This window comes from Erwinia rhapontici, from assembly GCF_012271765.1.
Lineage (GTDB): Bacteria > Pseudomonadota > Gammaproteobacteria > Enterobacterales > Enterobacteriaceae > Erwinia > Erwinia rhapontici.
The window spans coordinates 689,800-716,710 of record NZ_VRKO01000016.1; the positions used below are offsets into that span (position 1 = coordinate 689,800).

Below are 26,911 nucleotides of genomic sequence, written 5' to 3' on the forward strand. Positions count from 1 at the left end.
TTTTGATAATTCCTGGATAATCTTAGCAATTATGGTCGCTGACGTCAGCCGCAATTCGGCAGATCGTTATAGACTCGCGCCACGCGACCGCTACCCCTTAGCGTAAGGGGAGACTCGCTGGCGGTAATCCATGCCGATTCGCCTGCTGTTAACGACAACATCTGTTCACCACAGTTCAATAGCGCTTCACCGTCAATACAAAAAAGGATCGCAGCGCTTTGCTGGCTAACGGTTAACGGATCGTCGGTCAGCGTGTGGATGGCAAAGGCGAAATCATCCACCGGAATCGGGAAGTTAAGCGTCGTTCCCTGCTGCACGGGTGTGGTCAGCAGACTCTCTGCTGGACGGGAATCAAAGCGCAGATTGGCCAGCAACTCCGGGACATCGATGTATTTCGGCGTCAACCCGGCACGCAGCACATTATCTGAATTTGCCATCACCTCCAGCGCCACACCGTGCAGGTAGGCATGCGGTGTTTCGGCGAACAGAAACATCGCATCAGACGGCTGTAAGGTGATGACGTTCAGCAATAGCGGGGCAAACAGGCCGCTGTCATCAGGATAAACGTCAGCGATCTCAGCGATGGTCTGCCAGGGTTCAACAGACTGACTGGCAACGGTGGTGCGCAGGATATCCAGCGCGAGGGATTTCTCTTCATCCTGCATAGAGAGCAGGCTGGCAAACAGCGAAGCGAGAGACGTGGTATCTGGCGTATTTAGAAAATGGGCAATGGCCGGATGAGCGCCTGCGACCGGCTGTAGCAGCGAGACGATTTCAGACAGCGGACGGAAGCCGTTAATTGCTTTAAACGGCGTCAGCGCGTACACCAGCTCCGGTTTATGATTGGCATCTTTATAGTTTCGCGTGGCCGCATCCAGCGGAACGCCGCTGGCGTTTTCGCGTGCATAGCCAACTTCGGCCGCCGCTTTACTCGGATGCACCTGAATCGACAGCGGCTGTGCAGCGCACAGCACTTTAAATAAAAACGGCAACTCGCCAAAACGCTGCGCCACACCGGCACCTAACTGCGCAGGCGGGTCAGCATCGATCACATCGCGTAGCGAGCGAGATTTGCCATCGACGACGATGTGCGATGGGCTTTTCGGATGGGCTCCCATCCATAATTCGGCCATCGGCTGCTGCGACGGATTAGCGATCCCATACAGTTCAGTGAGCGCGGTTTTACTGCCCCATGCATAATTTTGCAGCGAATTGATTAATTTTTGCATCATATCTCCCTGGTCATTCACTGGTTACTGGATGTATTAAAGCAGAAAAGCACCGCTGAAAGACAATCGGGATGCAATAAACGCGAATGAGTCGCATAATCGTAACCTGGTGTATGTCAGACTACCGCCGCGCTTTTTAACCGCAAAACGGCTAATCAGCGTCAATAATATTCATATGTTTGTGCTCAAGGAGACAGAAATGGCTGCGAACCGCGTTGAAAAAGACTCAATGGGACCGATTGATGTACCTGCCGACAAACTCTGGGGGGCGCAAACGCAGCGTTCTCTGGAACATTTCCGTATCTCCACGGAGAAAATGCCTGCTGAACTGGTGTATGCGCTGGCGCTGACTAAGCGTGCGGCGGCAAAAGTGAACAATGACCTTGGTCTGTTACCGGATGACCGCGCGGGCGCGATCATCAAGGCGGCTGATGAAGTGCTGGCCGACAAGCATCAGGGTGAGTTCCCGCTGGCTATCTGGCAGACCGGTTCGGGTACACAGACCAATATGAATATGAACGAGGTGCTGGCGAACCGCGCCAGCGAGATCCTCGGTGGCGAACGCGGCATGTCACGCCTTGTGCATCCCAATGATGATGTGAACAAGAGCCAGAGTTCCAACGATGTCTTCCCAACCGCGATGCATGTGGCGGCGGTGGTGGCCGTGCAGGAACACCTGATCCCTGAGCTGAAAGTGCTGCAACAGACGCTGCATGAAAAAGCTGAAGCTTATAAAGACATTGTCAAAATTGGTCGTACTCACTTGCAGGATGCCACACCGCTGACGCTGGGCCAGGAGATCTCCGGGTGGGTGGCGATGTTAAGCCACAGCCTGAAGCATATTGAACAGAGCATTCCACATGTTGCCGAGCTGGCACTGGGTGGTACAGCGGTCGGTACCGGGCTGAATACTCACCCTGAATATGCCGTGCGCGTTGCCCAGGAGCTTGCTGAGCTGACTAAACAGCCTTTTGTCACCGCGCCGAACAAGTTCGAAGCCTTAGCCACCTGTGATTCGCTGGTTCATGCCCATGGTGCGCTAAAAGGCCTGGCGGCATCACTGATGAAAATCGCCAACGACGTGCGCTGGTTATCATCCGGCCCGCGCTGTGGCATCGGTGAAATCGCTATCCCGGAAAACGAGCCGGGTAGCTCCATCATGCCGGGTAAAGTGAACCCGACGCAGTGCGAAGCCATGACCATGCTGTGTTGTCAGGTGATGGGCAATGATGTGGCAGTAAATATCGGTGGCGCATCCGGTAACTTCGAGCTGAACGTTTACCGTCCGATGGTGATCCATAACTTCCTGCAATCTGTTCGTTTGCTGGCGGATGGAATGGACAGCTTTAATCACCACTGCGCTATCGGTATTGAGCCAAACCGCGATCGTATTACTCAATTGCTGAATGAATCTCTGATGCTGGTGACCGCGCTGAATACGCATATTGGCTACGATAAAGCGGCTGAAATTGCCAAGAAAGCGCATAAAGAAGGGCTGACCTTGAAAGGGTCTGCGCTAAAGCTGGGTTATCTGACGGAAGAAGAGTTTGATGCCTGGGTGCGTCCGGAAGAGATGGTCGGCAGTATGAAGGTATAAGCTGCTGCCAAAAGCCAGGTCTAAGACCTGGCTTTTTTTATGCCTGCACCAGACGATCGGTATAAAGATGTAAGCGCGGGATCAGTAAATAGAGCGGCTGAGCATCAGGTTTGTAACGATGGGTCACGTTAGCGGCATCATAATTCAGCAGCTCTCCCAGTTTTGGCACGCTATTGGCGTCCTGGCACAGTACCAGCAACGGAGAAGGGCAGGCCAGCTGGGTTTGTTTCCGATCGCTGCTGCTCCAGACGCGGGCAATCGGTTGTACTTTCACCGGGCGTTTAATTTTCAATGCCGCGCCTGCAGGCAGTGATTTTACCGCTTCAATTTCGCTCTGGACGCGTTCGGCCCATTGCTCACGTGTCCAGGGGGCTACGGCACGCCCGGCCTTCAGGCTTTTTTCCAGCGTTGCCAGCATCTCATCGCGACTGATATTTTTAATAATATGCTTATTCGCCCAGCCAAAGCGCACGGAATCGGGCGCTTCAAGCAACGTCAGCGAACGGTAAGCGTTCAGGGTAATCAACCCGCGCAGATGGCGGTGGACAAACTCGAACCGCTCCTCGCTCGGCAGGCCCGATTCCACGGTAATAATCTGCTCCAGCCGTTGTTTCAGTTGATTGATTGAGGCGACCTGCTGGTGGAGCAGGGCAGACTGCGTATTATCGGCTTCTAAGCACACCGCACCAGGAAGACGTACTGCCGCCTTAGTGCTCAGTTTTTCTGACTGGTGCTGCATAAACAGACGCGCAAAATGCGTCAGGGAGCGCTGCAGGGCTGCCTGGCCGGTTAGCTGCTCGACCTTAACCTGCGTCAGCGGATCGTGTTCCTTACCTTTTTCCACCTCAGGCAGTTCAAACACCCTGGCGGTCAGCAGACGCATACTCAGGATCTGCTGCTGTAATACCTCCAGTTCCTGCTCGAGATCGGCCACACAGCGGTGAAGCTGCTCAACAGTATCGTAATGACGCATGACACCTCCATTAGTTACAACATACTAATGACTATAGCAGTGGAAAACAGAGATGAACATCAACAACGGTGTTTTTTGCGTCGGGCAGGGGAAAATGGTGCCATTGATCAGAGGGATTCATTTTTTGTAGGGGCGGACCTTCTTTTTCGGTCCGCCTGTGACAACACATTGTGCCCGGAAGTTAGAGTTTTCGTCCGTGTAGACGGCTTCCTACCAGTAACGCCAGCACCAGCATGGCAGCAATAAACGCTGTAATTCCGTACCAGCCAAAATGATGCCAGAACACACCGCCGAGCGTACCGGCAACGCTTGACCCCAGATAATAACTGAACAGGTATAGCGATGATGCCTGGCCTTTAGCGCGGCGCGCACGATGGCCAATCCAGCCGCTGGCAACGGCATGTGCAGCAAAAAATCCGGCTGTAAACAACATCATACCTGGCAGAATAAACCAGATATTGCTGGCGAGAGTGATCAGAAGACCGCTCAGCATCAGTGCGGTGGAGAACAGCAGCACCGGTGCGCGTCCATATTTTGCCGTCATCGCACCCGCTTTAGGCGAACTCCATGACCCCGTGAGATAGACCACCGACAGCAGGCCGACAATCGCCTGATTCATTGAATAAGGCGGCGAAAGCAGACGGTAGCCGATGTAGTTAAACAGGGTGACAAAGGCCCCCATCAACAGAAAACCTTCGGCAAACAACAGCGGCAAACCGTTATCGCGCCAGTGCAGCCGGAAGTTAATCATCAAACTACGCGGTTTAAGCGAAGCAGGGCGGAAATGGCGCGAGGCAGGCAGAATTTTCCAGAACATCAGCGCAGCGGCCAGTGCACAGCAGCCGATGGCCATCACGGCAATGCGCCAGCTGCTGAAATCGGTGATCACCCCGCTGAGTAAACGGCCGCTCATACCGCCAATCGAGTTCCCGCTGATATACAACCCCATTGAAAACGCCACCATACTGGGATGAATTTCTTCACTCAGGTAAGTCATCCCCACGGCCGCAACACCGCTCAGCGACAGGCCGGTCAGCGCACGCATCAGTAAAATCCCGTGCCAGCTGGTCATGGTCGCGGACAGCAGGGTACAAATTGCGGCCAGCATCAGCGCGGTCACCATCACCGATTTACGCCCGATGGCATCAGATAACGGACCGGTTACCAGCAGCCCAAGCGCCAGCATCCCGGTGGAAATCGACAGGGAAATACTGCTGGTCGCCGGGGAAACGCCAAACTCCTGCGACAGAACCGGAAGGATCGGCTGTACGCAATAGAGCAGGGCAAACGTCGCCAGCCCGGCTGAAAATAGCGCCAGCGTGACGCGCATAAATTGAGGAGTACCACGTTTGATATAGAGATTTTTATCGACAGCAGGTGAGTCGGTGATGGCAAGAGATGCACGGTCAGCAGAATACGGCGGTCTGACGGCATGGGATGAGCGGTTCACAACAGATCCTTAGAGATATTCAGGGAGTTCACGTTGTAAAGGGTAAGAAAGTCAGATTATGATGTCTAATATATTAATAATCTCGAATGATACTTTTAACATATGAATATCGAGTTGCGTCACCTGCGTTACTTTATCGCCGTGGCAGAAGAGCTACATTTTGGCCGTGCGGCACTGCGCCTGAATATTTCCCAGCCGCCGCTCAGCCAGCAAATTCAGATCCTCGAGCATGAAATAGGCGCACGCCTTTTCGCCCGTACCAACCGCAGCGTCCAACTGACGGCGGCCGGGCAGCAGTTCCTGCAGGATGCTCGTCTGGTACTGCAACAGGTCGATCAGGCTGCCGACAAAGCTGCGCGCCTGCATCGCGGTGACGAAGGCGAAATACGTATTGGTTTTACGTCATCCGCCCCGTTTATCACCGTCGTATCAGACGCATTGTTCACCTTTCGTCAGCGCTTCCCGGCGGTCCATATCCAGATGCAGGAGATCAATACCCGCCAGCAACTGGCGCCGCTGGGTGACGGGCGGCTTGATTTAGGCGTGATGCGCAATACCCTTCTGCCGGAAACCCTCGATCATCAGCTGCTGCTTCGTGAACCCATGTATGCGCTGGTGCATCGTGCCCATCGCCTGGCAGGCAGGCCGCAAATTGCACTGAGCGATTTGGCGCAGGAGCCCTTTGTCTTCTTTGACCCGCAGGTGGGAACAGCGCTGTACGGTGAAATTCTGGGGTTACTTGGCCGTTACGATATTCAACCTAATATTGCTCAGGAAGTGGGGGAAGCAATGACGATTATCGGCCTGGTGTCTACCGGACTGGGCGTCTCTATTCTTCCGGCATCTTTCCGACGCGTGAGCCTGAGCGATGTGGTGTGGATCCCGCTGGTGGAGCAGGACGCGCGTTCGGAAGTGTGGCTGGTGTGGTCGAAGCAACGTGAGATTCCTGCCGTGGTTGCCGCGATGATGACGTTGTTATTGCCGAAATGATCTGGCAATCGCGGAAAACATGAGCGTTCAGCAACGGTTTATGTGCGGCAAATCACATATCGAATCAAATATTTGACGCCATCTGATAAGTGTTTCACCATGAGCGAAATGCTTTATTTTGAAGCGTGAAAATAACAGACAGCAGCGCCTTTTAAGACAGGTGATAAGTGGGAGTGGGGTGTGATTGCGGATAGTCAGCCTGGTCATATTGACCAGATTAAACAGACTAATGCCGGAGCGGTGTACCGACTGATTGATCGGTTTGGTCCCATCTCGCGTATAGAGCTGTCCAAAAAAGCGCAACTGGCCCCGGCCAGCATCACGAAAATTGTGCGTGAAATGTTGGAAGCGCATCTGGTGCAGGAAACGGAATTTCAGGACCCAGGCAGTCGTGGTCGTCCGGCTGTCGGACTGGTGCTGGACACCCAGGCCTGGCACTTCCTGTCTGCCCGTATCGGTAATGGCGAAATCACCCTCGCGCTGCGCGATCTCAGCAGCAAAATGGTCGTTGAAGAGCAATTCCCCCTTCCCGCAGAGGCCGATTTGCCGTTGTTGACGCGTATCGTCCAGCAAGTCGACCAGTTCTTTATTCACCACCAGCACAAACTCGAGCGTCTGACGGCCATTGCCATCACACTGCCGGGCATCATGAACAGCCAGTCAGGTATTGTTCACCGCATGCCGTTTTACGAGGTTGATGATATGCCGCTGGGCCCGGTTCTTGCCGAGCGCACCGGATTGCCAGTGTATATTCAGCATGATATCTGCGCCTGGACGATGGCAGAATCGCTGTTTGGTGCTTCACGCGATGCCAGCGATGTGCTTCAGGTGGTGATTGATCACCATGTGGGCGCCGGGGTGATTACCGGTGGGCGCTTGCTGCACGGTGGTAGCAGTTCGCTGGTTGAAATCGGTCATACCCAGGTCGATCCCTGGGGAAAACGCTGCTATTGCGGGAATAATGGCTGCCTGGAAACCGTGGCCAGCATCGACAATATGCTTGAGCTGGCAGCGCAGCGCATGCAGGCGTCGATGAGCTCGGTCCTGCATAATCAGCCGTTGACCATTGATGCACTGTGTGAGGCGGCGCTGGCGGGCGATCATATTGCCTGCGATGTCATTACCGGCGTTGGTAACAGCGTAGGGCGCATTCTCGCCATCATGGTCAATCTTTTCCATCCACAAAAAATCCTGATTGGTTCCCCGCTTAATCAGGCGCAACGGATTCTCTTCCCTGCCATCGTTAACTGTATTCGCCAGCAGGCATTACCGCGCTACAGTGCCGATCTTAAGGTAGAACCTACTGAGTTTGTGAATCTTGGCACCATGCCGGGTGCCGCACTGGTGAAGGATGCGCTCTACAACGGATCCTTATTAATCAAACTGCTACAAGGCTGATAAATTCACTAAACATTGCGCTAACGCAATCCCCGACATCCGGCACTACCCTACAATTTTCGTTCATTCATCATGTTCGAAAATTATCAATGAGGCCAGGCAGTGCCTGTCGGAGTCATCCCATGTTAAAACGTTTATTTGTCACCGGCACAGATACGGAAGTCGGTAAAACCGTGGTGTCGCGCGCGTTATTACAAAAGCTGGCAACGGGCAGTAAACAGGCCGTAGGATATAAACCCGTCGCGAAAAGTAGCCAGCAAACGGAAGAAGGGCCACGTAATAAAGATGCTCTGGTTCTACAGGCATCCTCCTCAGTGCAGTTGCCTTACCATGCCATTAACCCGGTCACCTTACTGGAAGATGAGATCAGCACCAGTTGCACGCCCATCAGCTATGCCGCGCTCAGTAGCGGCCTGCAAGCGTTGGATCAGCATGCGGACTATATCGTGGTGGAAGGGACGGGCGGCTGGCGTAGCCTGATGAATGATCTGCGCCCGTTGTCTGACTGGGCAGTGCAGGAGCAGCTTCCGGTCGTACTGGTGGTAGGCATCAAACTGGGTTGCATCAGCCACGCTTTGCTAACCGCGCAGGCGGTGATCAACGATGGATTGCCGCTGTTGGGCTGGGTAGCGAACCGCATCAATCCGGGGCTGGCACATTACGCGGAAATCATTGATGTGCTGCGCGATAAAATCCCGGCACCGCTGCTGGGCGAACTACCGTATCTACCACGAGCGGAGAGTCGCGATCTGGCGCATTATTTGGATTTGACTGCGCTGAATTTGTAACAATCACCTCCTTGTACTGGCCAAAGTCGCTGCTTATTCGGCCGTTTTTCGGACGGTCGGATAAGCTCAGGCATGGTGTAATACTGCAAACATATAGCCTGAGTATGCGACGTAAATGCCCCCTGGATGCTCATTCCCCTCTTGTTTTATCCTCCCTTTCTGTCCTTCAGGCTTCAGTGTCAAATGCGTCTGAATGACAAATTTATAAACAAATCATTTTTTTTGTAAATTTAGTTAAATAAATGTGATTAATGTCACGATTTTGTTATTAAATTGTGAAGGATAACTGATATTTCTTTGCTCCAATCAACGCTAATGATAAGTATTGTTACTATATTATTCTGCTGGTGACGTTAGTTTTCCTCGAAGTCGCGGCACGTTCACCAGGACTGATGACGGTACCGGCTTATCAACGCTGGGAAGGCGTCAATATGTATGACTTGGAGTTGCTGATCCAGTGTGGTATGCCTGCTTCCGATATTGCATTACCGCACAGTCAGCACCGGTCACGCCCCTCCTTCTTTGTCGTCTACCCGAAAATTTCCGGTAGCATCAATGCCCTGAACACCCCTGAAACAGAGGCTGAGATTGACATTGACTGGCAGGTCACGGCGGGGCAGGAGGTCAGCGATACCACCACGAATATTGATTATGCGGCGCGATTTTTTGTCACCTGTAATAACGTCGATGAGGCAAAGCGTACGTTTGAATACCTCACTCGGGAATTTAAAGCCGTTGACTATGCATAAAAGCGACGTGACCTTAAGAAAGGAAAAAGTGCCACTTTTCCGTCCTTTCCGACACCGGACTTTTCGCCATCTGTGTGTGGCGAACTTTATGGCGAATATCGGTAGCTGGATGCAGATTTTTGCCACGGGTTGGCTGGTCGCCTCGCAAACCCGGGACCCTTCCGTCGCGGCGCTGGCGCAGACACTGACTCAAATTCCGGTTTTTCTCTTTTCCGTGATGGGGGGAGTGCTGGCGGACAGATATGCAACCTACCGCTATCTTGGTGGTGTGAATAGCATGATGTTCCTGTCGGCAGCGGTACTGGGAGGGATATCTGTTTTTGCCACTCCGGAGATCAGCGTCATTTTCCTGTTCACCTTTCTGACGGCAACGGGGACCGCCTTGAAAGCCTCTGGCTGGCAAGCGTCAATGTCATCAATGGTTGAGCCGGATGAAATAGAGGCTGCAGCAACCCTGAACGGATTGAGCTATAACCTCGCCTCCGTTATTGGTCCTTCTCTGGGCTCTCTGCTTTTCCTGCTGGCGGGACCTTCCATCCTCTATTTCACTCATGCACTTTGTCTGGCATCTCTGGTGATGATTTATATCTGGATGCAGCGAAGAGACCACCAGGCCGTGTCGCAAAAGCGACAGAGCTATAGCGCCCTGCTGGCCGAAGGCATGAAGGTGAGTGCCGGTAATCAACATTTTCGCAGTATTTTGTTTACGACGGTCATCGTGTTTTTTTCTGTTTCAACGTTTCAGGCTTTGTTACCTGCCTATGTCAGTCTGGCATTAAACGAAGACAGCCACGCGCTGGGACTATTGATGAGCGGATTCGGCTGCGGTGCAGTGATTTCAGCGTTTGCATTGCCCACGCTAAGAAGCGTGTTTGAGCGACACCAGCTTCTGGGAGGGGCTGCTCTGATTTACGGTATTTCTCTGCTGGTGTTTTCCGCTACTTTACCGATGGTTGCGCTGGTGCCAGTGGCGGTAGTGGGAGGTTTTTCATGGGCGGCGATTGTCTCGACGCTTAACTCAGCGGCGCAGTCTGTCTTTGGCGTATCCGTCCGGGCGAGGGCGTTGTCGGTGTACAGCATGTGCTTTTACGGTGCGCTGACGCTGGGCAGCCTGACCTGGGGAAAAGTTTCCGGGCTTCTGACTATCCGCAGTGCTTTTCTGATTGCCGGGTGCCTGATGATCTGCACGGCATTATATGTATGGGCTGCGCGTAAAACCACGGACGAAAATACGGGTCATAATCTGGCCTCCGATTTAACCGATAAGAGATAAAACGTGTCTGAACAGATGACGATATCACCGGCACTGGCGGAACAGGTGTTGGAAAAACTCGCCTTCAGCTATTTTCCTGCGGTGACAGAAGCAGGACTGGCTGCCCTTTATCAGGCGTGGTGCAGGAAAGTGCCTTTTGACAATATCCGCAAGCGCATCGACGCCTGCAGTGAACAGCGTCGCCATTTGCCTGGCGCAACGGCAACGGATTTTTTTGATCACTGGCTCAGATTAGGTACCGGCGGCACCTGCTGGGCAGGGCATGGTGCGCTTTATGCATTGCTGCGTTTTCTTGAATTTCCGGTCTCCGTGGGCCTGTCTACCATGCTCTCTCAACGGACATCACTTGCGGGTTCTCCGGGTCACGGTACCTTGCTGATTAACCTGGAACAGGGCAGCTTTATTGTCGATGCCACCATGCTGCATGGTGAGCCACTTCCTCTCAGAGAGTGGTACTCAACCGATCCATTGTGGGGGACGCAGGTGCATCGCAGTGACGGTTACTGGTGCGTCAACTGGAAACCGTTGGGACGCCCCCGACTGGATTGTCGCCTCCTTGAGCGAAATGCCCCGACCAGTGAGTATCCGCGCCGTCATGAGATGAGCAGGCACAACAGCCGCTTTGATGGCGCACTGCTGATCCGTCTCGCCGAGCCTGAGGCGATTATTGGCATTGTGAAGGGTGAACAGGTGGTCAGAAATGCCACCGGCACTGAAACCAAAATGACGCTTTCAAATGAAGAACAGCGTAAGCTGCTGATAGAACAATTTGGCATTGCTGAAGAGATCGCCGTCATGCTCCCGGATAATCTTGTCGAAACACATTGAGTATAATGGGGGGACCGTTTACCCCCCATTTTCTCTGTTCGTTAAGCCGGGTTCAGTACCCGCCGCGTACGCCCTGAACTGAGGTAATCTGCAATATAATCCTGCGAAATCTCCCCGCTGTAACGACCCTCTTCATCGACAATCGGCATCCATACCATATTGTGTTCGTACAGTTTCGACAGCACCACGCGCAGGTTCTCTTCAGCCCGTCCCGTCACCGTAAAGTGGTGCAACAGGTCAGCACACTGACCGCTGGCACCACGCGCCTCACGGCGCTTCACAAAGCCCAGTGGTTTACCGTCCTCGTCCACCACGGTAATCGAGCGCAGATCGTTATCATCCATGATGCCGAATGCATCAGACAGCGGCGTGGATTTACGCACGGTGAGGGTCGGTTGCTGGTCGGTCACATCACCGGCCTGCACCAGAAGCAGACGTTTTAACGTGCGGTCCTGGCCGACAAAGGAGCCGACAAACTCATTGGCGGGTTTCGCCAGCAGCTCGTCCGGGCTGGCACACTGCACGATTTTACCCTGGCCAAACACGGCAATACGGTCACCCAGCTTCAGCGCCTCATCAATATCATGACTGACCAGCATCACGGTTTTTTTCAACTGACGCTGCATATCCAGAAACTCATTCTGAATCACTTCACGGTTGATCGGGTCGACCGCACCGAAGGGTTCATCCATCAGCAGCACCGGAGGATCCGCCGCCAGCGCACGGATAACGCCAATACGCTGCTGCTGTCCGCCGGACATCTCACGCGGATAACGATGCAGGAATTTCTTCGCATCCAGCGCCATCATGCTCATCAAATCGCTGGCGCGTTCTTTACAACGCTGCTTGTCCCAGCCCAACATCCGCGGCACCACGGTAATATTCTCTTCAATGGTCATATTCGGGAACAGACCAATCTGCTGAATGACATAGCCAATATTACGGCGTAACGTCACGGTATCCAGCCCGCTGGTGTCTTCTCCGTTGATCAGGATCTTACCGCTGCTGGCAGGGATCAAACGGTTAATCATTTTCAGCGTGGTGGTTTTGCCGCAGCCGGAAGGGCCGAGCAGCACGCACATTTCACCCTCCGGGACGTTCAGGCTGACATTGTCCACCGCATTCACGCTGGAGCCATTTTTCTGTTTGAAGGTTTTGGTGAGATTTTCCAGTTTTATCATTATCGGATCCCCTTAGGTGTCAGTGCGACCTGCAAACGGTGCAGCAGCCAGTCAAGAACGACGGCCAGTAAACAAATCATCAGTGCGCCAGCGACCAGCATGCGGACGTCACTTCCGCTAATACCATCCAGCAGCAGCAGGCCCAGACCGCCAGCACCAATCACGGCCGCGATAGCCATCACGCCAACATTCATCACAACGGCGGTACGAATACCGCCAAAAATCACCGGTAACGCCATCGGAATTTCTACCCAGCGCAGACGTTGCCAGAAGGTCATGCCAATACCTCGTCCCGCCTCGCGCAGCCCGCCGGGCAGATTCTCCAGCGCAGTGTGGGTGTTGCGCACAATCGGCAGCAGGGAGTAGAGAAACACTGCCGTGACGGCGGGCAGCACACCAATACCCTGACCGATCAGCGAAAACAGTGGGATCATCAGACCAAACAGGGCGATAGAGGGAATGGTCAGTACAATGGTGGCCAGACCGAGTACCGGGGTGGCCAGCCACTTAAAACGCACAATCAGAATACCGACGGGGACGCCAATTACGATAGCGAAACCCACAGCCAGCGCCACCAGCCACAGATGCTGGAAGGTGAGGCTCGCCAGGTAACCGCTGTTGTCCATGATGTAATGAATCGTTTCCACCAGGCCTCCTTAAAGCATGTTATGGGATGTCAGGAAATCATGTGCCACCTGTTGCGGCGACTGATGATCGATATCCACACGTTTGTTCATTTCAGTAATCGCCTCATCGGTGATTAACGGCGACAGCTTATTCAGTGCGGCATCCAGGCCCGGATGGTCCTTCAGCGCTTTTGCCGTGACCACGGGCGTTACGGCGTAGCTGGGGAAAAATCCTTTATCATCTTTCAGTACTTTCAGGTCGAAGCCTTTTACGCGGCCATCGGTGGTGTACACCAGCCCGGCATCGACAAAACCGTCGCGAATGGCGTTATACAGCAGCCCCGGATCCATCTGGCGGATCTGCGGACGATCCAGCGGCATGTTGTAGGCTTTTTGCAACGGTTTCAGGCCATCTGAGCGCCCGGCGAATTCCAGATCCAGTCCCAGCATCCAGTTGTTATCCGGGTCGGTTTGACGCACGTGCTCCAGCTTCGCCACCATCTGTGAAATCGTCTCAATATGCTCGGCTTCGGCCCGTTTGGCCGACATGGCAAAAGCATAGGTATTGTTCATCGGTGCCGGGTTAAGCCATACCAGACCCAGCTTCGCATCCAGTTTTTTCACCGTCTGCCAGGTCTCATCGGGTGACATCCGCTGCGTGATATGGTTGAAGATAATCAGTGAGGTCCCGGTGTATTCCCAGGTCATATCAACCTGCTTATTGATCATCGCATTACGACCAATTACCGTGGCGATATTGGTTTTGGGTTCGATCTCAAAGCCCTGTTTGCGCAGATACTGCGTGGTCAGCGCAGACAAAATATGCTGCTCGGTAAAGCTTTTGGTGGTCATCACAATCGGGGCTGCCGTTGCCATGCTGCTCAGTGTCATCGAGGCAGCAAGGGCGAGGGCGGCTGCACGCAGCCAGCGGGTCAGTACAGTAGCATCAGCCATCATCCGTTCCTTATTCTTCAGGCAGTGTGTGGGCTGAGGAGACGGCCAAGGCCGGCCAGCAACAGATCGAGGATCAGGGCAAACAGCGCAGTTGCCGCAGCACCCAGGATCAACGTCGGGAAATCATTGAGGTAAATACCGGGAAAAATCAGCTCGCCGTAGCTACTGGCCCCAATCAAAAACGCCAGTGGGGCGGTGCCAACGTTGATGGCCATTGCCACGCGGATGCCGGACAGCATCACCGGCATAGCGTTCGGAATTTCCACCTGACGCAGGCGCTGACCTTTGGTCATGCCGATGCCATTGGCAGCCTCAAGCAGGGAGTCCGGCACTGAACACAAGCCGGAATAGGTGTTGCGCACGATGGGCAGCAGTGAGGCCAGGAACAGCGCGATGATCGCCGGGCGATCGCCAATGCCGATCACCACCATTGCCAGCGCCAGTACCGCCAGCGGGGGTAACGTATTACCGACGTTAAAAATCTGCATCACATACTCGGCCCAGCGACGGGCGCCGGGACGGCTGAGAATGATACCGCTGGGAATACCGATTAACAGGGCAAACAGCATAGACCAGAACACCAGCGTCATGTGTTGTTGCCCGAGGTAGATCAGATCGACGCGTTTCGCCTTAATGGTCTCAATCCCCAGCCCCCAGACCAGCAGGGCGATGATCGCAGCGACAAACAGCGTCGCCAGTAAGGCACGCCGTAACAGCGTGGAATGTGGCATATCAGTGTTCTCCCTGGGGGGCAAATAAGCATTAAAAGTGTTTATCTCATGGGCGATTATCACTTTGCCCGGTAAACTTGCTTTCAAAGCTATAGCAGCGTAACGGCAGATTTGCCAAATTTCTGGCCGAAAATCAGCAGGATACTTTTTCGGCAAAACAGGCGTCAGCCGTTGATAGCGCTGGGAAAATCGTCGATGAAAAAAATTCATCGATGTTAAGTGACACCGTCACAGACGGCATAGAGCACAATCCGAAAACTGTTGTGTGGAATATCATGCACACTTTCAGGACGTACGACAGAAAGGGGATATATGACGGAACAGACTGCGACACAAGTGACACACCGTCACTGGGTGCTTATCGCTTCAATGCTGGCGATGTTTATGGCAGCCATTGAAGTCACGATTGTGGCCACCGCCATGCCAACGATTATTGCCGAGCTGGGGGGCTTCTCTCAGTTTGGCTGGGTGTTTTCAATCTACCTGCTCACTCAGGCGGTCAGCGTGCCGATCTACGGTCGTCTGGCAGATCTCTGGGGCAGAAAGCGGATGTTTTTTATCGGCACCGGGCTGTTCCTCATCGGGTCGGTGTTATGTGGGTTCGCCACCAATATGGGCTGGTTGATCCTGTTCCGCGCCTTCCAGGGGCTGGGGGCCGGGGCGATTATGCCGCTGACCTCGACGATTATTGCCGATGTCTATCCGCCGAAAGAGCGCGCGGGCGTGCAGGGTTGGCTGTCGAGCGTGTGGGGCATCGCGGCGATTGTCGGGCCGCTGACCGGGGCCTGGCTGGTGCAGCACTTTAACTGGGCGTTGATCTTCTGGGTCAATGTCCCCATTGGCATTGTGTCGATGCTGTTGCTGGCGCGGTTTTTCCCTGAGTCGAAGGAACGTAGCCCGCATCGGCTCAATCTGGCAGGCAGCGCCTGGCTGATGCTGACCGTCAGTGCATTGCTGGTGGCCCTGCTGCAGGCAGAAGCACTTGGCACCCTGTTTGTTGTTGCACTACTGGTCCTGGCCGTGCTGGCGGGTACCGCGCTACTGCGGCATGAGCGTCGGGCCAGCGAACCGCTGTTTCCACTGGCGATCTGGCGCAGTCGCACACTGCTGGCGGGTAACGCGGGAAATCTGCTGATTGGTGCGGCGATGATGGGGATCAGTGCGTTTCTGCCCACCTGGATCCAGGGCGTCAATGGCGGAACGCCACTTCAGGCGGGCAGCGCACTGGCGATGATGTCGATCGGCTGGCCGCTGGCCAGTACGCTCAGCGGGCGTCTGATGCAGCGTACCTCGTACCGGTTTACCGCGCTGCTGGGTTCCGCCTTGCTGATCGCCGGCACCGCATTGTTACTGACGCTGTACCGGGAAAGCCCGGTATGGCACGCCGGGCTGTTTGCTTTTGTCATTGGCACCGGCATGGGCATGACCAGCACCACTTTCCTGATCGCGGTCCAGAACACGGCCGACTTTGCCATCCGGGGCATTTGCACTGCCTCGATTATGTTCAGCCGTATGCTGGGATCGGCACTGGGAACAGCGTTAATGGGTGCGGTACTGAATTACAATTTACTGCTGCGTTTGCCTGGCGATAATGATCCGGTACAGCAGGTGATGTCACACGCTCAGCGACAGCAGATTGATGCCCCCAGTCTGGAGGTGATGTTGAGTGAAATTGCGCATTCGCTGCACTGGGTGTTTGCGGTATCGACGGTGATTGCGGTAATGAGCCTGGTGATTGCGCGCTTTGTGCCGGCAGAGAAGCCACACTAGCGGTAAGGCAGGGCGGCCCTGGAAGGATCGCCCTAAAGAAGACTACTGCGCAGGGGCATCCTGAGAGGTGCCTGCACTGGCGGGAACACTGCTGTCACCATCGTTGCCCGTGCGTTTGTAGACAATTTTCTGTGTGTCATTTTCGCAATGCCCGACAACCTGTCCTGCAGCCTGATCGGCCTGGTCGTTAGGGACAATATCAAGCGTAAAACCGGAAGCCGGCACGCCATTGTTAATGATTTTCTGATTAATATCGGCTTTGACCGTTTCGCACGACGCCTGAACAGCGAGTGGCATCGCAACAATCAGCCCGGTTAACATCCACTTAAACCCTTTCATCATTTCATCCTTATCTGTGTGAAAATCCCGCTAACTATAGCAGTTAAATCCACTTATGGCGCAACCGGACGGCCGGTGCGACGGTCGAGGCAACGCAGCGTATTGGGTTCCCAATAGGCATTCACATTCAGGCTATGTTCGCAACCGTCACGGGTATCAAACGCACGGTCAGTTTTATCAAACTCTTTCTCCACGCGGGTGTTCACCTTGTTACGCAGGCTACGGGTCGCATCCCACTGCTCTTTCTGTTCGCGTGCCTGCTCGGTCGTGAGGGCATTATCGCCTTCTGAAATAATCAGACGGTCAGTACGCGCCTGAGCGCTGTGCTGAACAGAAAACAACGCGGTCAGCAGCAGCAGTGGGACAGTGGCTTTTGTCAGACGGCTTTTCAGGGTATTCATCATCGGTTCCTTTATATGGGCAGCCACGGCAACGGCGACTGAACAGGTCATGTCATGTAGTATATCACCAGCTTTCAGGCCCTCACCAGTCTGCCTGACACTGCCGTTTACCATTGAGAGAGAAAAGAAAACGTGCTGACCACGACACTGCTATTTTTTGCCACGGCATTAGCCGAAATCATCGGCTGTTTCCTACCCTGGTTGTGGCTGAAGAAAAATGCGTCTGCCTGGCTGTTGCTGCCTGCGGGCGTCAGCCTGATGGTGTTCGTTTGGTTGCTCACGCTGCATCCGGCAGCCAGCGGGCGTGTTTACGCGGCTTACGGCGGGGTTTATGTGGTCACGGCGCTGTTGTGGTTGCGTATTGTCGATGGGGTAAAACTGAGCACCTATGACTGGGTGGGTGCCGCCGTGGCGTTCTGCGGAATGTTGATTATCGTAGCAGGATGGGGACGGGCCTGAAGGCAGGCCCGAACAGCGTTGATTACGCCTTGTGCACGCGCAGGCCCGCCTGGCTCTGACCCACCGGCATCATCTCCAGCGCGCTGATATTGACATGCTTCGGCAGGGTGGCAACCCACCAGACGGCTTCGGTCACATCTTCCGGCGTCAGCGGTTCAGTACCGTCGTACACGCTGCCCGCACGGGTGTCATCACCTTTGAAACGCACGTTGGAAAACTCGGTGCCGCCGACCAGACCGGGTTCGATATCGGTCACGCGTAACGCCGTGCCGTGCAGGTCGGTACGCAGGTTGAAGCTGAACTGGCGTACAAAGGCTTTGGTGGCACCGTAAACATTCCCACCGGGATAAGGCCAGCTTCCGGCGATTGAACCGATGTTGATAATGTGGCCAACATTACGTTCTACCATCGCGGGCAGCAGGGCGCGCGTCATGTACACCAGCCCTTTATTGTTGGTGTCGATCATATCTTCCCAGTCTTCCAGGCTGGCACGCTGCGCAGGCTCAATACCGAGCGCCAGCCCGGCGTTGTTGACCAGAATATCAATGTTGCGCCACTCAGCAGGCAGGCTGGCGATGGCGGCATCAATGCCCGCGCGGTCGCGCACATCCAGTACCAGCGTATAAATACTCTCACCAAACTCCTGTTGTAGGGCGTCGAGACGCTCCTGACGGCGACCGGTCGCAATGACTTTATGGCCCTGGGCGATAAAGCGGCGGGTAATGCTTTGACCAAAACCGGCGGTGGCGCCGGTAACAAATACGATCATCTCACTGTTCCTCAACACATTTTGGATTTTTATCACCTTACCATCTGATGGCCGAGGTGATAAGAAGCGAATTGTTATGATGAATGAGAAAGAATGGATAACACCCCCTGGCAATAAAAACTGCACAAATTTCACGCACCCCCTGGCTGCTTCTATGCATGATCAGAACTGTGGTGAGTTATCGACTTGCACCATCACCACATTAATTTTTGAAACTGAACTAACAGTGACAGTTTCAGCAGGATCACTGCCTTTCCAGCAATATCCCTCCACTGAACAGAAATTTTGCTTAGTGTAGCCAAGAGATGCCAGATAAGCGTTAACCCTACTGGCATCAATTGTATTGTAAAACGTAACCGAATAGACAAGTGATCCGGGACCCGCCACGTTATAAAAATCAAACTCATAGCGGTCAGATATTCTTGGTATTTTTTTCAGGATGTCCGGGGTGTAAAATTCATATTCCCGCTTATCTTGTTCAGTGTAGTGTGCGCTACCCGCCAGCTCTATTTTTATCGTTGGCCAGCAGTAAAAAAACACGCCTGCTATCACAACGATAATGAACAGTGTTGCTTTAAGTGAGCTTTTCATACAATTAAATCCTTCCTCTTGCCATCTTGTATGAAAGAGCCATCCATGGTTGCAATAGCAACGTTTCCTGATTTCCAGTCATTGTAGGGTTTTATGGCCTGCATGAAATTAGGCAACTGGCCTAAGCGTGGTTTAGCGTTTGGGAATCGCTCTGGGTTCGGGAATAATAATGGTCGGAAGGTTTCATTTTTCCAGGAACCGATTTTTCCGTAATAATCCCATCTTTTCAGTGCCTCTGCTTTGCTGACTGGACGCAGCATTGCGAAAGGATTCTGAACGGAAACAACACGGTAAAAGCCCAGCAAGTCTGACACCAGGTCTTCTCCACTAAATCCACTGTCAGTCACCATATTGTTAGGAAATGAACCCTGAAATGCTTCAAACTTTCGCGCCATTGTCATCATCATAGCGAGTGCGATGCTTTTGCGTTCTTGATAAGGACGTCCCTTTCGTATACGCCATTTGATAAACTTTCCTACCCGAATTATCCGGTACGGAGATACCATAAACTGGGCATAGGTGGCATCGTAGCGACTTGCACTCATTGCTTCACCAGCGTCGAATTTGCTCATCAATATTCTGATGTCATCTCCTCTCGCATGACCAAGATCAATCCAGCCCAGCACTTCCGTGTAGATCAGGCCACCTCTGGCACTTGCCGCTTGTGAGCCATCAATGATTTCATTCCGTGTACTCATTCCTCAAAATTCCCTTTCTGTTAAAAAATACAATTTAATTATTACGGCATAGCAAGTCTGGGCTCCAGGCTTACGCTTAGCAGGGATGGCATTGGTTAAATCTGACAATCAGGGTTATATCTCTCTGTTTTCTTTGATATTCCATCCTGACGAGAATTCAGCGCCACGGGAACCTTCCTGTGTTTGCTCAAAATAATGATTACTGACCTCTGCTGCTCTGAAGCAATAGGTGACGCCAAATAAATCCTGTTCCGATGCACCATTAAATATTACATCCGTTACCATAACCTGCTTTAGTGTTATCCTAAAAAATTCTAGTTGTTCGCCACCAGCCTTACATGAAGAAAGCTGTACCGAATTAATATGTTTCCCATTCGATACATAGCGCACAAGACCAGATGTTGCTTTATCGATAAACGCATTCACCGTTAAATCACGATATATGACTTTCCCGGAGCCTCCGCCGCTTCCTGTTTCCATGCCAGATGGTTGCGTAGCACCCCAGCTGAATGATTCTATCTGTATCCATCCCTGATGGCGGGCATCTCTTGACTCCCCTGTGACACCATCAATTTTTAAGAAAATGTCCGTACTCATATCGTTCTCCCTTAGTTATATATTATGTGGACATTACCTTAAAAAGGGAATTATGGGAAGTGGACATAAACATTGAATTACATATTAAAAGCACAAAGGATATTTCTTAAATAAAGCCAGTAATTTTTAAATGAAAGTGTTTTTTATTATTATTTTTTTAAAATTAGTTTTTAATATCAGGTTGATATAATAATTCTTCTGCCCATGAAATTATATAGATGTTTTTGGTTATCTTTTGTTGTTATTTGTCCAGGCCGGTATATCTCTGTGTTTCTATAAAAATTGTCACAAGGCATATTGCACCGTCAGCGCGCAACGGCGGGAGATTCTGCGTTAGCGCGGTGCAACGCCATCAGGATGATGAGGTAAAACCGGATAAAAGCTGGGTAAGCAATCGGTTGCTTTTCAGGCAACCGATTGCGTGGGCATTTTCCGAAAAAGAGAAGATAACGTGCAATTAAAATATATAACTAATTGTTTTTTAATGTTAATTAACAGGAGTTCTTTCATGGCATAACTCTTGCATTATTGCTTTCATCTGCCAGCCCGCCATGACGCACCATGAGCAGGCCGCTTAATGAAAGGAATTGTTATGTCTCAGAATGCAACCCAGGCTATCCGCGCCAGTTTTTTTGATATCAGCCACACGGTGGACCATCCGCAGCAGTTGCCGGAGGCCGCTCGCTATATTGCCGACGGGCTGCTGTTGCTCAATCAGGGCGTTATCGTCGGGTTGTCAGACTGGGAAGAGGGGCAGCACCGGCTGACGCCGGAGGTGGATCTGCTGGACTGCCGTGGTCGGTTAATTGTTCCGGGTTTTATCGATACGCATATCCACTACCCGCAAACCGAAATGATCGGCGCATTTGGTGAACAGCTGCTGGAGTGGCTAAATCAGTACACGTTCCCGGTTGAAAGCCAGTATCACTGTCCGCAGCATGCGGCACGCATGTCGGCATTTTTCCTGCAACAGCTGCTGAGTAACGGTACCACCACTGCTCTGGTGTTTGGCACCGTCCATCCGCAGTCGGTGGATGCGCTGTTTACCGCGGCATCGGCCCTCGAAATGCGGCTGATTGCGGGCAAAGTGATGATGGATCGTAATGGTCCGGATGCGCTGATGGAGACGCCGGAGCAGAGCTACCAACAGACCCGTGAACTGATTGAGCGCTGGCATAATAAAGGGCGCCTGAGCTATGCCCTGACACCGCGCTTTGCCCCGACCTCATCGCCCGAACTGCTGGCGAAAGTGCAGCAGCTGCGTCATGAGTTCCCGGATACATGGGTACACACGCACCTCAGCGAAAACCCGCAGGAGATCGCCTGGGTAAAAACACTTTTCCCGCAGCATAACGGCTACCTGGATGTGTATCACCAGTATCAGTTGACCGGGAAGCGCAGTCTGTTTGCGCACTGCCTGCATCTGGACCGACACGAATGGGACTGCCTCCACCACACCGATTCCGCCGTCGCATTCTGCCCGACCTCCAATCTGTTCCTGGGCAGCGGCCTGTTTGACCTGAAAACCTGCTGGCACAAACGGGTGAAGATGGGCATTGGTACGGATGTCGGCGCGGGCACGACCTTTAACATGCTGCAAACAATGGGAGAAGCTTACAAAGTGGGGCAGCTCCAGCGCTATACACTTTCAGCCTGTGAAGCCTTCTACCATGCCACGCTGGGCGGGGCGAAAGCGCTGGATCTCGATGACCGCATTGGCAACTTTATGCCGGGTAAAGAGGCCGATTTTGTGATCCTCGATCCGGCAGTCTCCCCGCTGCAACAGATGCGCCACGCCAACAGCCGTGATATCTGGGAGAAACTGTTTGTACTGATGACGCTGGGTGACGATCGCAATATCGCCGCCACCTGGGTCAATGGTCGCTGCGTCTGGCAGCGTGAAGAGAAGGAGCAGGCCGCATGATCCAGTTTTTACTTAACCAGCGCCTGGTCAGTGAGCAGGACCTTGACCCCAATACCACGATCCTGAACTACCTGCGCCAGAACCACCGGCGTTGCGGCACCAAAGAGGGGTGTGCCTCCGGGGATTGCGGTGCCTGCACCGTCACGCTGGGCCATGTGGATCAAGGGAAAATGCGCTATCAGACGGTGAACAGCTGTCTGACGTTTGTCAGCCATTTACAGGGAAAACAGCTGATCAGCGTGGAAGATCTCCGCCAGCCGGAGGGCCTGCATGGCGTACAGCAGGCGATGGTGGACTGCCATGCTTCACAGTGTGGTTTCTGCACGCCGGGCTTTGTGATGTCGATTTTCACCCTGCAAAAAAATGGCGGCGGTCATCACCAGCAGATCGAACAGGCGCTGGCCGGCAATCTTTGCCGCTGCACCGGCTACCGTCCGATTGTCGATGCCGCCCGCCAGGCCTGCGCGCTGGCACAGCAGGACAGCTTTGATCGGCAGGAAGCGGCGACTGTGGCGCAGTTGCTGACGCTGCAAACCCCGGAGATGCAGGAAATTAACCACCGGGGCAACCGCTGCCTGCTGCCGAAAACAGTGAAGCAGCTGTCCGATGCGCTGCTTGCCCATCCGCAGGCGAAACTGCTGGCCGGGGGAACTGACCTGGCGCTGCAGGTGACCCAGCGCGGCGAAGCGTTACCGCTGTTGGTCGCCCTTGATCAGATCGATGAGCTGAAGCACTGCACGCTCAGTGACGATGAGATGGTGCTGGGCGCCGGGACGTCCCTGAGCGACTGCTGGCAATGGCTGGAGGAGGGTATCCCCGCGCTGACGCAGATTCTGGCGCGTTTTGCCTCGCAGCAGATCCGCAACCTCGGCACGCTGGGGGGGAATATTGGCAACGCCTCCCCGATTGGCGATATGCCGCCTATGTTGCTGGCGCTGGATGCATCGCTGATTTTGCAACAGGGCGGCAGCCAGCGTCGTCTGCCGTTAGACGACTTCTTCCTCAGTTACCGTAAAACGGCGCTGCGCGAGGGCGAATTTATCCGCGCTGTGGTGATACCACGGGCCATGATCGCGCAGCATTTCCGCGCCTGGAAAGTGTCTAAACGGCGGGAGGATGATATTTCCGCTGTGTTTGCCGCCTTCACGCTGGCGACGGATGACGCGGGCCGCATCAGCAGCGTGCGCATCGCGTTTGGCGGGATGGCCGAAACACCACGCCGTGCCCATCACTGTGAGCAACAATTACTGGGACAAATGCTGACGACGACCGCGGTAGAAAGCGCCTGTCGTGCACTGGAACAGGATTTTCAGCCGCTGAGCGATTTCCGCGCCAGCGCTGAGTATCGCCTGCAACTGGCGAAAAACCTGCTGCGGCGTTATCACGCCACGCTGAGTGGCGAACTGACCGTGACGGAGGTATCAGACTATGTCTTATAAACCCCCGGCGTTAAGCCCGGACGCGCTGGCCCGCCAGTTTCAACAACACAATGCGGGGGGCGTGGGTAAAAGCACGCGACATGACAGCGCAGCGATGCATGTCGCCGGAGAAGCCCTCTACATTGACGACCGTCTGGAACTGCCGGGCATGTTGCATCTCTCTCCGCGCCTTAGCGAACATGCCCATGCGCGTATTCTCAGCATCGACGTTGAACCGTGCTACCGCGTACCCGGCGTGGTGCAGGTGCTGACCTGGGAAAACGTTCCCGGTGAGCTGGATATTGGCCCGCTGGAGCCGGGCGATCCGTTGATGGCGAAAGCGATCGTGGAATACGTCGGGCAGATGGTGTTGGTGGTGGCCGCAGAAAGTGAGCAGGCGGCGCGTCAGGCGGCCGCGCTGGCGGTGATTGAATATCAGCCGCTGACCCCGTTGCTGGACGTGAAGCAGGCGCTGGAGCAGGGCAGTTTTGTCCAGCAACCGCATATCCACCAGCGCGGGGATGCTGATGCAGCGCTGGAGAAGGCACCCCATCGCCTGAAGGGCGAGTTTCATATTGGCGGCCAGGAGCATTTCTATCTGGAAACCCAGGTGGCGCTGGTGGTGCCGGGCGAAGATCGCGCGTTGCAGGTTTACTCCTCTACCCAGAACCCCACCGAAGTGCAGAAGCTGGTGGCATCGGTGATGGGGCTGACGATGAATAAAGTGACCATCGATATGCGCCGCATGGGAGGCGGTTTCGGCGGTAAAGAAACGCAGGCAGCAGGCGTCGCCTGCCTCTGTGCGCTGGCGGCACGTCTGAGCGGGAGGCCTGCCAAAATGCGGCTGTCGCGGCGTGACGATATGCTGACGACCGGAAAACGGCATCCGTTTTTCGTGCGTTATGACGTGGGTGTGGAGGCTGACGGGCGTTTCAGCGGGGTGAAGATCGACCTGGCGGGGAACTGTGGCTACTCGCTGGATCTGTCCGGTTCGATCGTCGATCGCGCCATGTTCCACGCCGACAACGCCTACTATCTCGGTGATGTGCTGATCACCGGCTACCGCTGCCGCACGAACACCGCGTCCAATACCGCCTATCGCGGTTTTGGCGGCCCGCAGGGCATGGTGGCGATTGAGCAGATCATGGATCATATCGCCCGTGAGCTGGGCCTTGACCCGCTGGAGGTGCGCAAACGTAACTACTACGGCAAACAGACGCGCAACGTCACCCACTATTATCAGACGGTCGAGGATAATCTGCTGGATGAGGTCACCGCACAGCTGGAACAGAGCGCGGACTATGCCGCACGCCGTGCGCAGATCACCGCCTTTAATGCTGCCAGCCCGGTGATGAAACGCGGCCTGGCCCTGACACCCGTGAAGTTTGGCATCTCCTTTACTTCCAGCTTTCTCAACCAGGCGGGAGCACTGATCCTGATTTACACCGATGGTACGGTACAGTTGAATCATGGCGGCACCGAAATGGGCCAGGGGCTGAACACCAAAGTGGCGCAGATTGTCGCTGAGGTGCTGCAAATCGATATTAACAGCATTCAGATCACCGCTACCGATACCGGGAAAGTGCCTAACACCTCGCCCACGGCGGCCTCCAGCGGCACAGACCTTAACGGTAAGGCGGCGCAGAATGCGGCTGAAATCCTGCGTGAAAGACTGGTCAGCATGCTGTGTAAGCTGCATGACTGTCGCGCAGAACAGGTAACGTTCAGCAACGGCATTGTTCACGTCGGCGATAAATACTTTACCTTTGCCGATGTCGCCCAACTGGCATGGCTGAATCAGGTTCCGCTTTCTGCCACCGGCTACTACCGTGTGCCGGGCATCCACTACAACCGCCTGGCCGGGCGGGGGCAGCCGTTTTATTACTTTGCCTATGGCGCGGCCTGTGCCGAAGTGCTGATCGACAGCCTGACCGGGGAATACCGCCTGCTGCGTGCCGATATTCTGCATGACGTGGGGGCTTCGCTGAACCCGGCCATTGATATCGGTCAGGTAGAGGGCGGTTTCGTACAGGGTATGGGCTGGCTGACCAGCGAAGAGCTGGTGTGGAACGACAAAGGTCGTCTGCTGACCGATGGCCCGGCCAGCTACAAAATTCCTGCGATTGGCGACGTGCCGCACGATCTGCGGGTGACGCTGGTCGAAAATCGCAAAAATCCGCAGGACACCGTGTTCCATTCTAAAGCGGTGGGAGAACCGCCGTTTATGCTGGGGATCGCCGTCTGGTGCGCCTTGCAGGATGCGGTGTCCAGCGTGGGCGGCTACCGCCAGCATCCGCTGCTGGATGCACCCGCCACGCCAGAGCGCGTGTTCTGGGGCGCGGAGAAACAGCGTTCAGGAGGTGAAGATGCGTAGCGATGACTGGATTACTGTTCTGGCAAACCTGCGCGATCGTGCAGAGCCCTGTGTGCTGCTGACGGTACTGGATGATAAAGGGTCTGTCCCACGCGATCGCGGCAGTAAAATGGTGGTGACCGCCGATAAAACCTGGCTGACCATCGGCGGCGGCCATCTTGAGTTTCAGTCGGTTGCCATTGCACGCGAGATGCTGCTTGCCGGGCAGACGCAGGCGCGCTACGAGCAGTTTAACCTCGGGGCGCGTCTTGGGCAGTGCTGTGGCGGCATCAGCAGCGTGCTGTTCGAACCGCTGATCCAGGCGCAGCCGCAGATAGCGGTCTTCGGTGCCGGGCATGTTGGTCAGGCACTGGTGACGTTACTGGCAACGTTACCCTGTCACGTTCACTGGGTGGATGAACGGGCGGAACAGTTTACCCAGGTGCCACCCGGCGTCACCGTTTGCTGCCTTGAAGACCCGACAGAGCAGGTAAAACGTATGCCTGCGGGCAGCTACTACGTGGTGATGACCCATCATCATCCACGCGATCTTGAACTCTGTGAAGCGATCCTCCGCCGTGATGATGTCGCTTATTTCGGCATGATCGGCTCAGACACCAAACGCCAGCGCTTTGACTATCGGCTGGAGGGCAAAGGCTTCAGCCGTGACCAGCTCAATCGTCTGCGCTGCCCGATTGGCTTGCCGGATGTGAAAGGTAAACTCCCTGCGGAAATCGCGGTGGCCGTGGCGGCGGAGATTATTGCCTGCTATCAACGACGGGAATGATTTTGCGCCACGGCGCGCGGGCGATTATGCTGGAGGTT

Annotated in this window: 26 protein-coding genes; 13 read left to right on the top strand and 13 right to left on the bottom strand. The window is 54.3% G+C overall.

All coding sequences use genetic code 11. The features are described 5' to 3' along the window. Positions 1-44: 44 nt before the first annotated feature. A complete protein-coding gene (gene manA / locus FVB43_RS20190; RefSeq protein WP_159337302.1) occupies positions 45-1,229 on the bottom strand; it encodes a mannose-6-phosphate isomerase in 1,185 nt (394 codons plus the stop codon). Between the two features lie 199 nt (positions 1,230-1,428). Between manA and fumC the strand changes: the two genes are divergently transcribed. After that, positions 1,429-2,826: a class II fumarate hydratase gene (gene fumC, locus FVB43_RS20195; protein WP_159337192.1), complete on the top strand. Its 1,398-nt coding sequence runs from the start codon at positions 1,429-1,431 to the stop codon at positions 2,824-2,826. A gap of 37 nt (positions 2,827-2,863) precedes the next feature. Here fumC and tus read toward each other — a convergent pair whose 3' ends face one another. Continuing rightward, on the bottom strand, positions 2,864-3,799 hold the full coding sequence (gene tus / locus FVB43_RS20200; RefSeq protein WP_159337191.1) for a DNA replication terminus site-binding protein: 936 nt from the start codon (positions 3,797-3,799) through the stop codon (positions 2,864-2,866). Between the two features lie 181 nt (positions 3,800-3,980). Continuing rightward, positions 3,981-5,189, bottom strand: coding sequence for an MFS transporter (locus FVB43_RS20205; protein ID WP_227536377.1), 1,209 nt, complete (start codon positions 5,187-5,189; stop codon positions 3,981-3,983). 162 nt (positions 5,190-5,351) lie between these two features. Here FVB43_RS20205 and FVB43_RS20210 point away from each other — a divergent pair, with 162 nt between their 5' ends. From FVB43_RS20210 to FVB43_RS20235, 6 genes are all read left to right on the top strand, one after another. Then, positions 5,352-6,239: a LysR family transcriptional regulator gene (locus tag FVB43_RS20210; RefSeq protein ID WP_167864620.1), complete on the top strand. Its 888-nt coding sequence runs from the start codon at positions 5,352-5,354 to the stop codon at positions 6,237-6,239. 180 nt (positions 6,240-6,419) lie between these two features. Beyond that, the gene (gene mlc, locus FVB43_RS20215; RefSeq protein WP_133845144.1) at positions 6,420-7,637 is read left to right on the top strand and encodes a sugar metabolism global transcriptional regulator Mlc; all 1,218 of its coding nucleotides are present in this window, start codon (positions 6,420-6,422) and stop codon (positions 7,635-7,637) included. A gap of 122 nt (positions 7,638-7,759) precedes the next feature. After that, a complete protein-coding gene (bioD, locus tag FVB43_RS20220; RefSeq protein WP_133845142.1) occupies positions 7,760-8,425 on the top strand; it encodes a dethiobiotin synthase in 666 nt (221 codons plus the stop codon). Positions 8,426-8,817: 392 nt separating this feature from the next. After that, the gene (locus FVB43_RS20225) at positions 8,818-9,174 is read left to right on the top strand and encodes a hypothetical protein (RefSeq protein ID WP_166653744.1); all 357 of its coding nucleotides are present in this window, start codon (positions 8,818-8,820) and stop codon (positions 9,172-9,174) included. A gap of 7 nt (positions 9,175-9,181) precedes the next feature. Continuing rightward, positions 9,182-10,447 carry an MFS transporter gene (locus FVB43_RS20230; RefSeq protein ID WP_167864621.1) on the top strand — a complete coding sequence of 422 codons (1,266 nt, stop codon included), beginning with the start codon at positions 9,182-9,184 and terminating at the stop codon, positions 10,445-10,447. 3 nt (positions 10,448-10,450) lie between these two features. After that, on the top strand, positions 10,451-11,275 hold the full coding sequence (locus FVB43_RS20235; protein WP_167864622.1) for an arylamine N-acetyltransferase family protein: 825 nt from the start codon (positions 10,451-10,453) through the stop codon (positions 11,273-11,275). Between the two features lie 41 nt (positions 11,276-11,316). Here the strand turns inward: FVB43_RS20235 and osmV are convergent, their stop codons facing one another. The 4 genes from osmV to FVB43_RS20255 are packed head-to-tail and all read right to left on the bottom strand — an operon-like array spanning position 11,317 to position 14,767. Beyond that, the gene (osmV, locus tag FVB43_RS20240; protein ID WP_133845136.1) at positions 11,317-12,456 is read right to left on the bottom strand and encodes an osmoprotectant ABC transporter ATP-binding protein OsmV; all 1,140 of its coding nucleotides are present in this window, start codon (positions 12,454-12,456) and stop codon (positions 11,317-11,319) included. Continuing rightward, on the bottom strand, positions 12,456-13,103 hold the full coding sequence (gene osmW, locus FVB43_RS20245) for an osmoprotectant ABC transporter permease OsmW (RefSeq protein ID WP_159337188.1): 648 nt from the start codon (positions 13,101-13,103) through the stop codon (positions 12,456-12,458). The genes osmV and osmW overlap by 1 nt, the downstream gene beginning before the upstream one ends. Positions 13,104-13,112: 9 nt before the next feature. Beyond that, the gene (locus FVB43_RS20250) at positions 13,113-14,036 is read right to left on the bottom strand and encodes a glycine betaine ABC transporter substrate-binding protein (RefSeq protein WP_167864623.1); all 924 of its coding nucleotides are present in this window, start codon (positions 14,034-14,036) and stop codon (positions 13,113-13,115) included. 17 nt (positions 14,037-14,053) lie between these two features. After that, positions 14,054-14,767: an ABC transporter permease gene (locus tag FVB43_RS20255; protein ID WP_133845130.1), complete on the bottom strand. Its 714-nt coding sequence runs from the start codon at positions 14,765-14,767 to the stop codon at positions 14,054-14,056. 312 nt (positions 14,768-15,079) lie between these two features. Here FVB43_RS20255 and FVB43_RS20260 point away from each other — a divergent pair, with 312 nt between their 5' ends. Beyond that, positions 15,080-16,537, top strand: coding sequence for an MDR family MFS transporter (locus FVB43_RS20260; RefSeq protein ID WP_167864624.1), 1,458 nt, complete (start codon positions 15,080-15,082; stop codon positions 16,535-16,537). Positions 16,538-16,579: 42 nt separating this feature from the next. Here the strand turns inward: FVB43_RS20260 and FVB43_RS20265 are convergent, their stop codons facing one another. Then, complete coding sequence (locus FVB43_RS20265) at positions 16,580-16,879, bottom strand: DUF1161 domain-containing protein (protein ID WP_374760119.1); 300 nt, start codon at positions 16,877-16,879, stop codon at positions 16,580-16,582. Positions 16,880-16,929: 50 nt separating this feature from the next. Continuing rightward, complete coding sequence (locus FVB43_RS20270) at positions 16,930-17,277, bottom strand: DUF1283 family protein (protein ID WP_133845451.1); 348 nt, start codon at positions 17,275-17,277, stop codon at positions 16,930-16,932. 132 nt (positions 17,278-17,409) lie between these two features. Here FVB43_RS20270 and FVB43_RS20275 point away from each other — a divergent pair, with 132 nt between their 5' ends. Further along, positions 17,410-17,736: a YnfA family protein gene (locus tag FVB43_RS20275; RefSeq protein ID WP_133845126.1), complete on the top strand. Its 327-nt coding sequence runs from the start codon at positions 17,410-17,412 to the stop codon at positions 17,734-17,736. 22 nt (positions 17,737-17,758) lie between these two features. On the opposite strand, the gene ydfG is transcribed toward FVB43_RS20275, so the two are convergent. The 4 genes from ydfG to FVB43_RS20295 form a co-directional block, all read right to left on the bottom strand. Beyond that, a complete protein-coding gene (gene ydfG, locus FVB43_RS20280; protein ID WP_133845124.1) occupies positions 17,759-18,505 on the bottom strand; it encodes a bifunctional NADP-dependent 3-hydroxy acid dehydrogenase/3-hydroxypropionate dehydrogenase YdfG in 747 nt (248 codons plus the stop codon). A gap of 162 nt (positions 18,506-18,667) precedes the next feature. After that, a complete protein-coding gene (locus FVB43_RS20285; protein WP_133845122.1) occupies positions 18,668-19,096 on the bottom strand; it encodes a hypothetical protein in 429 nt (142 codons plus the stop codon). Next, on the bottom strand, positions 19,093-19,794 hold the full coding sequence (locus FVB43_RS20290) for a hypothetical protein (RefSeq protein WP_167864625.1): 702 nt from the start codon (positions 19,792-19,794) through the stop codon (positions 19,093-19,095). Before FVB43_RS20290 ends, FVB43_RS20285 begins: the two co-directional genes overlap by 4 nt. A gap of 114 nt (positions 19,795-19,908) precedes the next feature. After that, complete coding sequence (locus FVB43_RS20295; RefSeq protein ID WP_133845118.1) at positions 19,909-20,391, bottom strand: Hcp family type VI secretion system effector; 483 nt, start codon at positions 20,389-20,391, stop codon at positions 19,909-19,911. Between the two features lie 592 nt (positions 20,392-20,983). Between FVB43_RS20295 and guaD the strand changes: the two genes are divergently transcribed. From guaD to xdhC, 4 genes are read left to right on the top strand one after another with little or no spacing between them, the layout of a single operon-like run. Then, positions 20,984-22,315: a guanine deaminase gene (guaD, locus tag FVB43_RS20300; protein WP_167864626.1), complete on the top strand. Its 1,332-nt coding sequence runs from the start codon at positions 20,984-20,986 to the stop codon at positions 22,313-22,315. Continuing rightward, positions 22,312-23,754: a xanthine dehydrogenase small subunit gene (gene xdhA / locus FVB43_RS20305; RefSeq protein WP_167864627.1), complete on the top strand. Its 1,443-nt coding sequence runs from the start codon at positions 22,312-22,314 to the stop codon at positions 23,752-23,754. The genes guaD and xdhA overlap by 4 nt, the downstream gene beginning before the upstream one ends. Further along, positions 23,744-26,107 carry a xanthine dehydrogenase molybdopterin binding subunit gene (gene xdhB / locus FVB43_RS20310; RefSeq protein WP_167864628.1) on the top strand — a complete coding sequence of 788 codons (2,364 nt, stop codon included), beginning with the start codon at positions 23,744-23,746 and terminating at the stop codon, positions 26,105-26,107. Before xdhA ends, xdhB begins: the two co-directional genes overlap by 11 nt. Then, positions 26,100-26,873, top strand: coding sequence for a xanthine dehydrogenase accessory protein XdhC (gene xdhC, locus FVB43_RS20315; protein WP_133845111.1), 774 nt, complete (start codon positions 26,100-26,102; stop codon positions 26,871-26,873). The genes xdhB and xdhC overlap by 8 nt, the downstream gene beginning before the upstream one ends. Positions 26,874-26,911 lie beyond the last annotated feature (38 nt).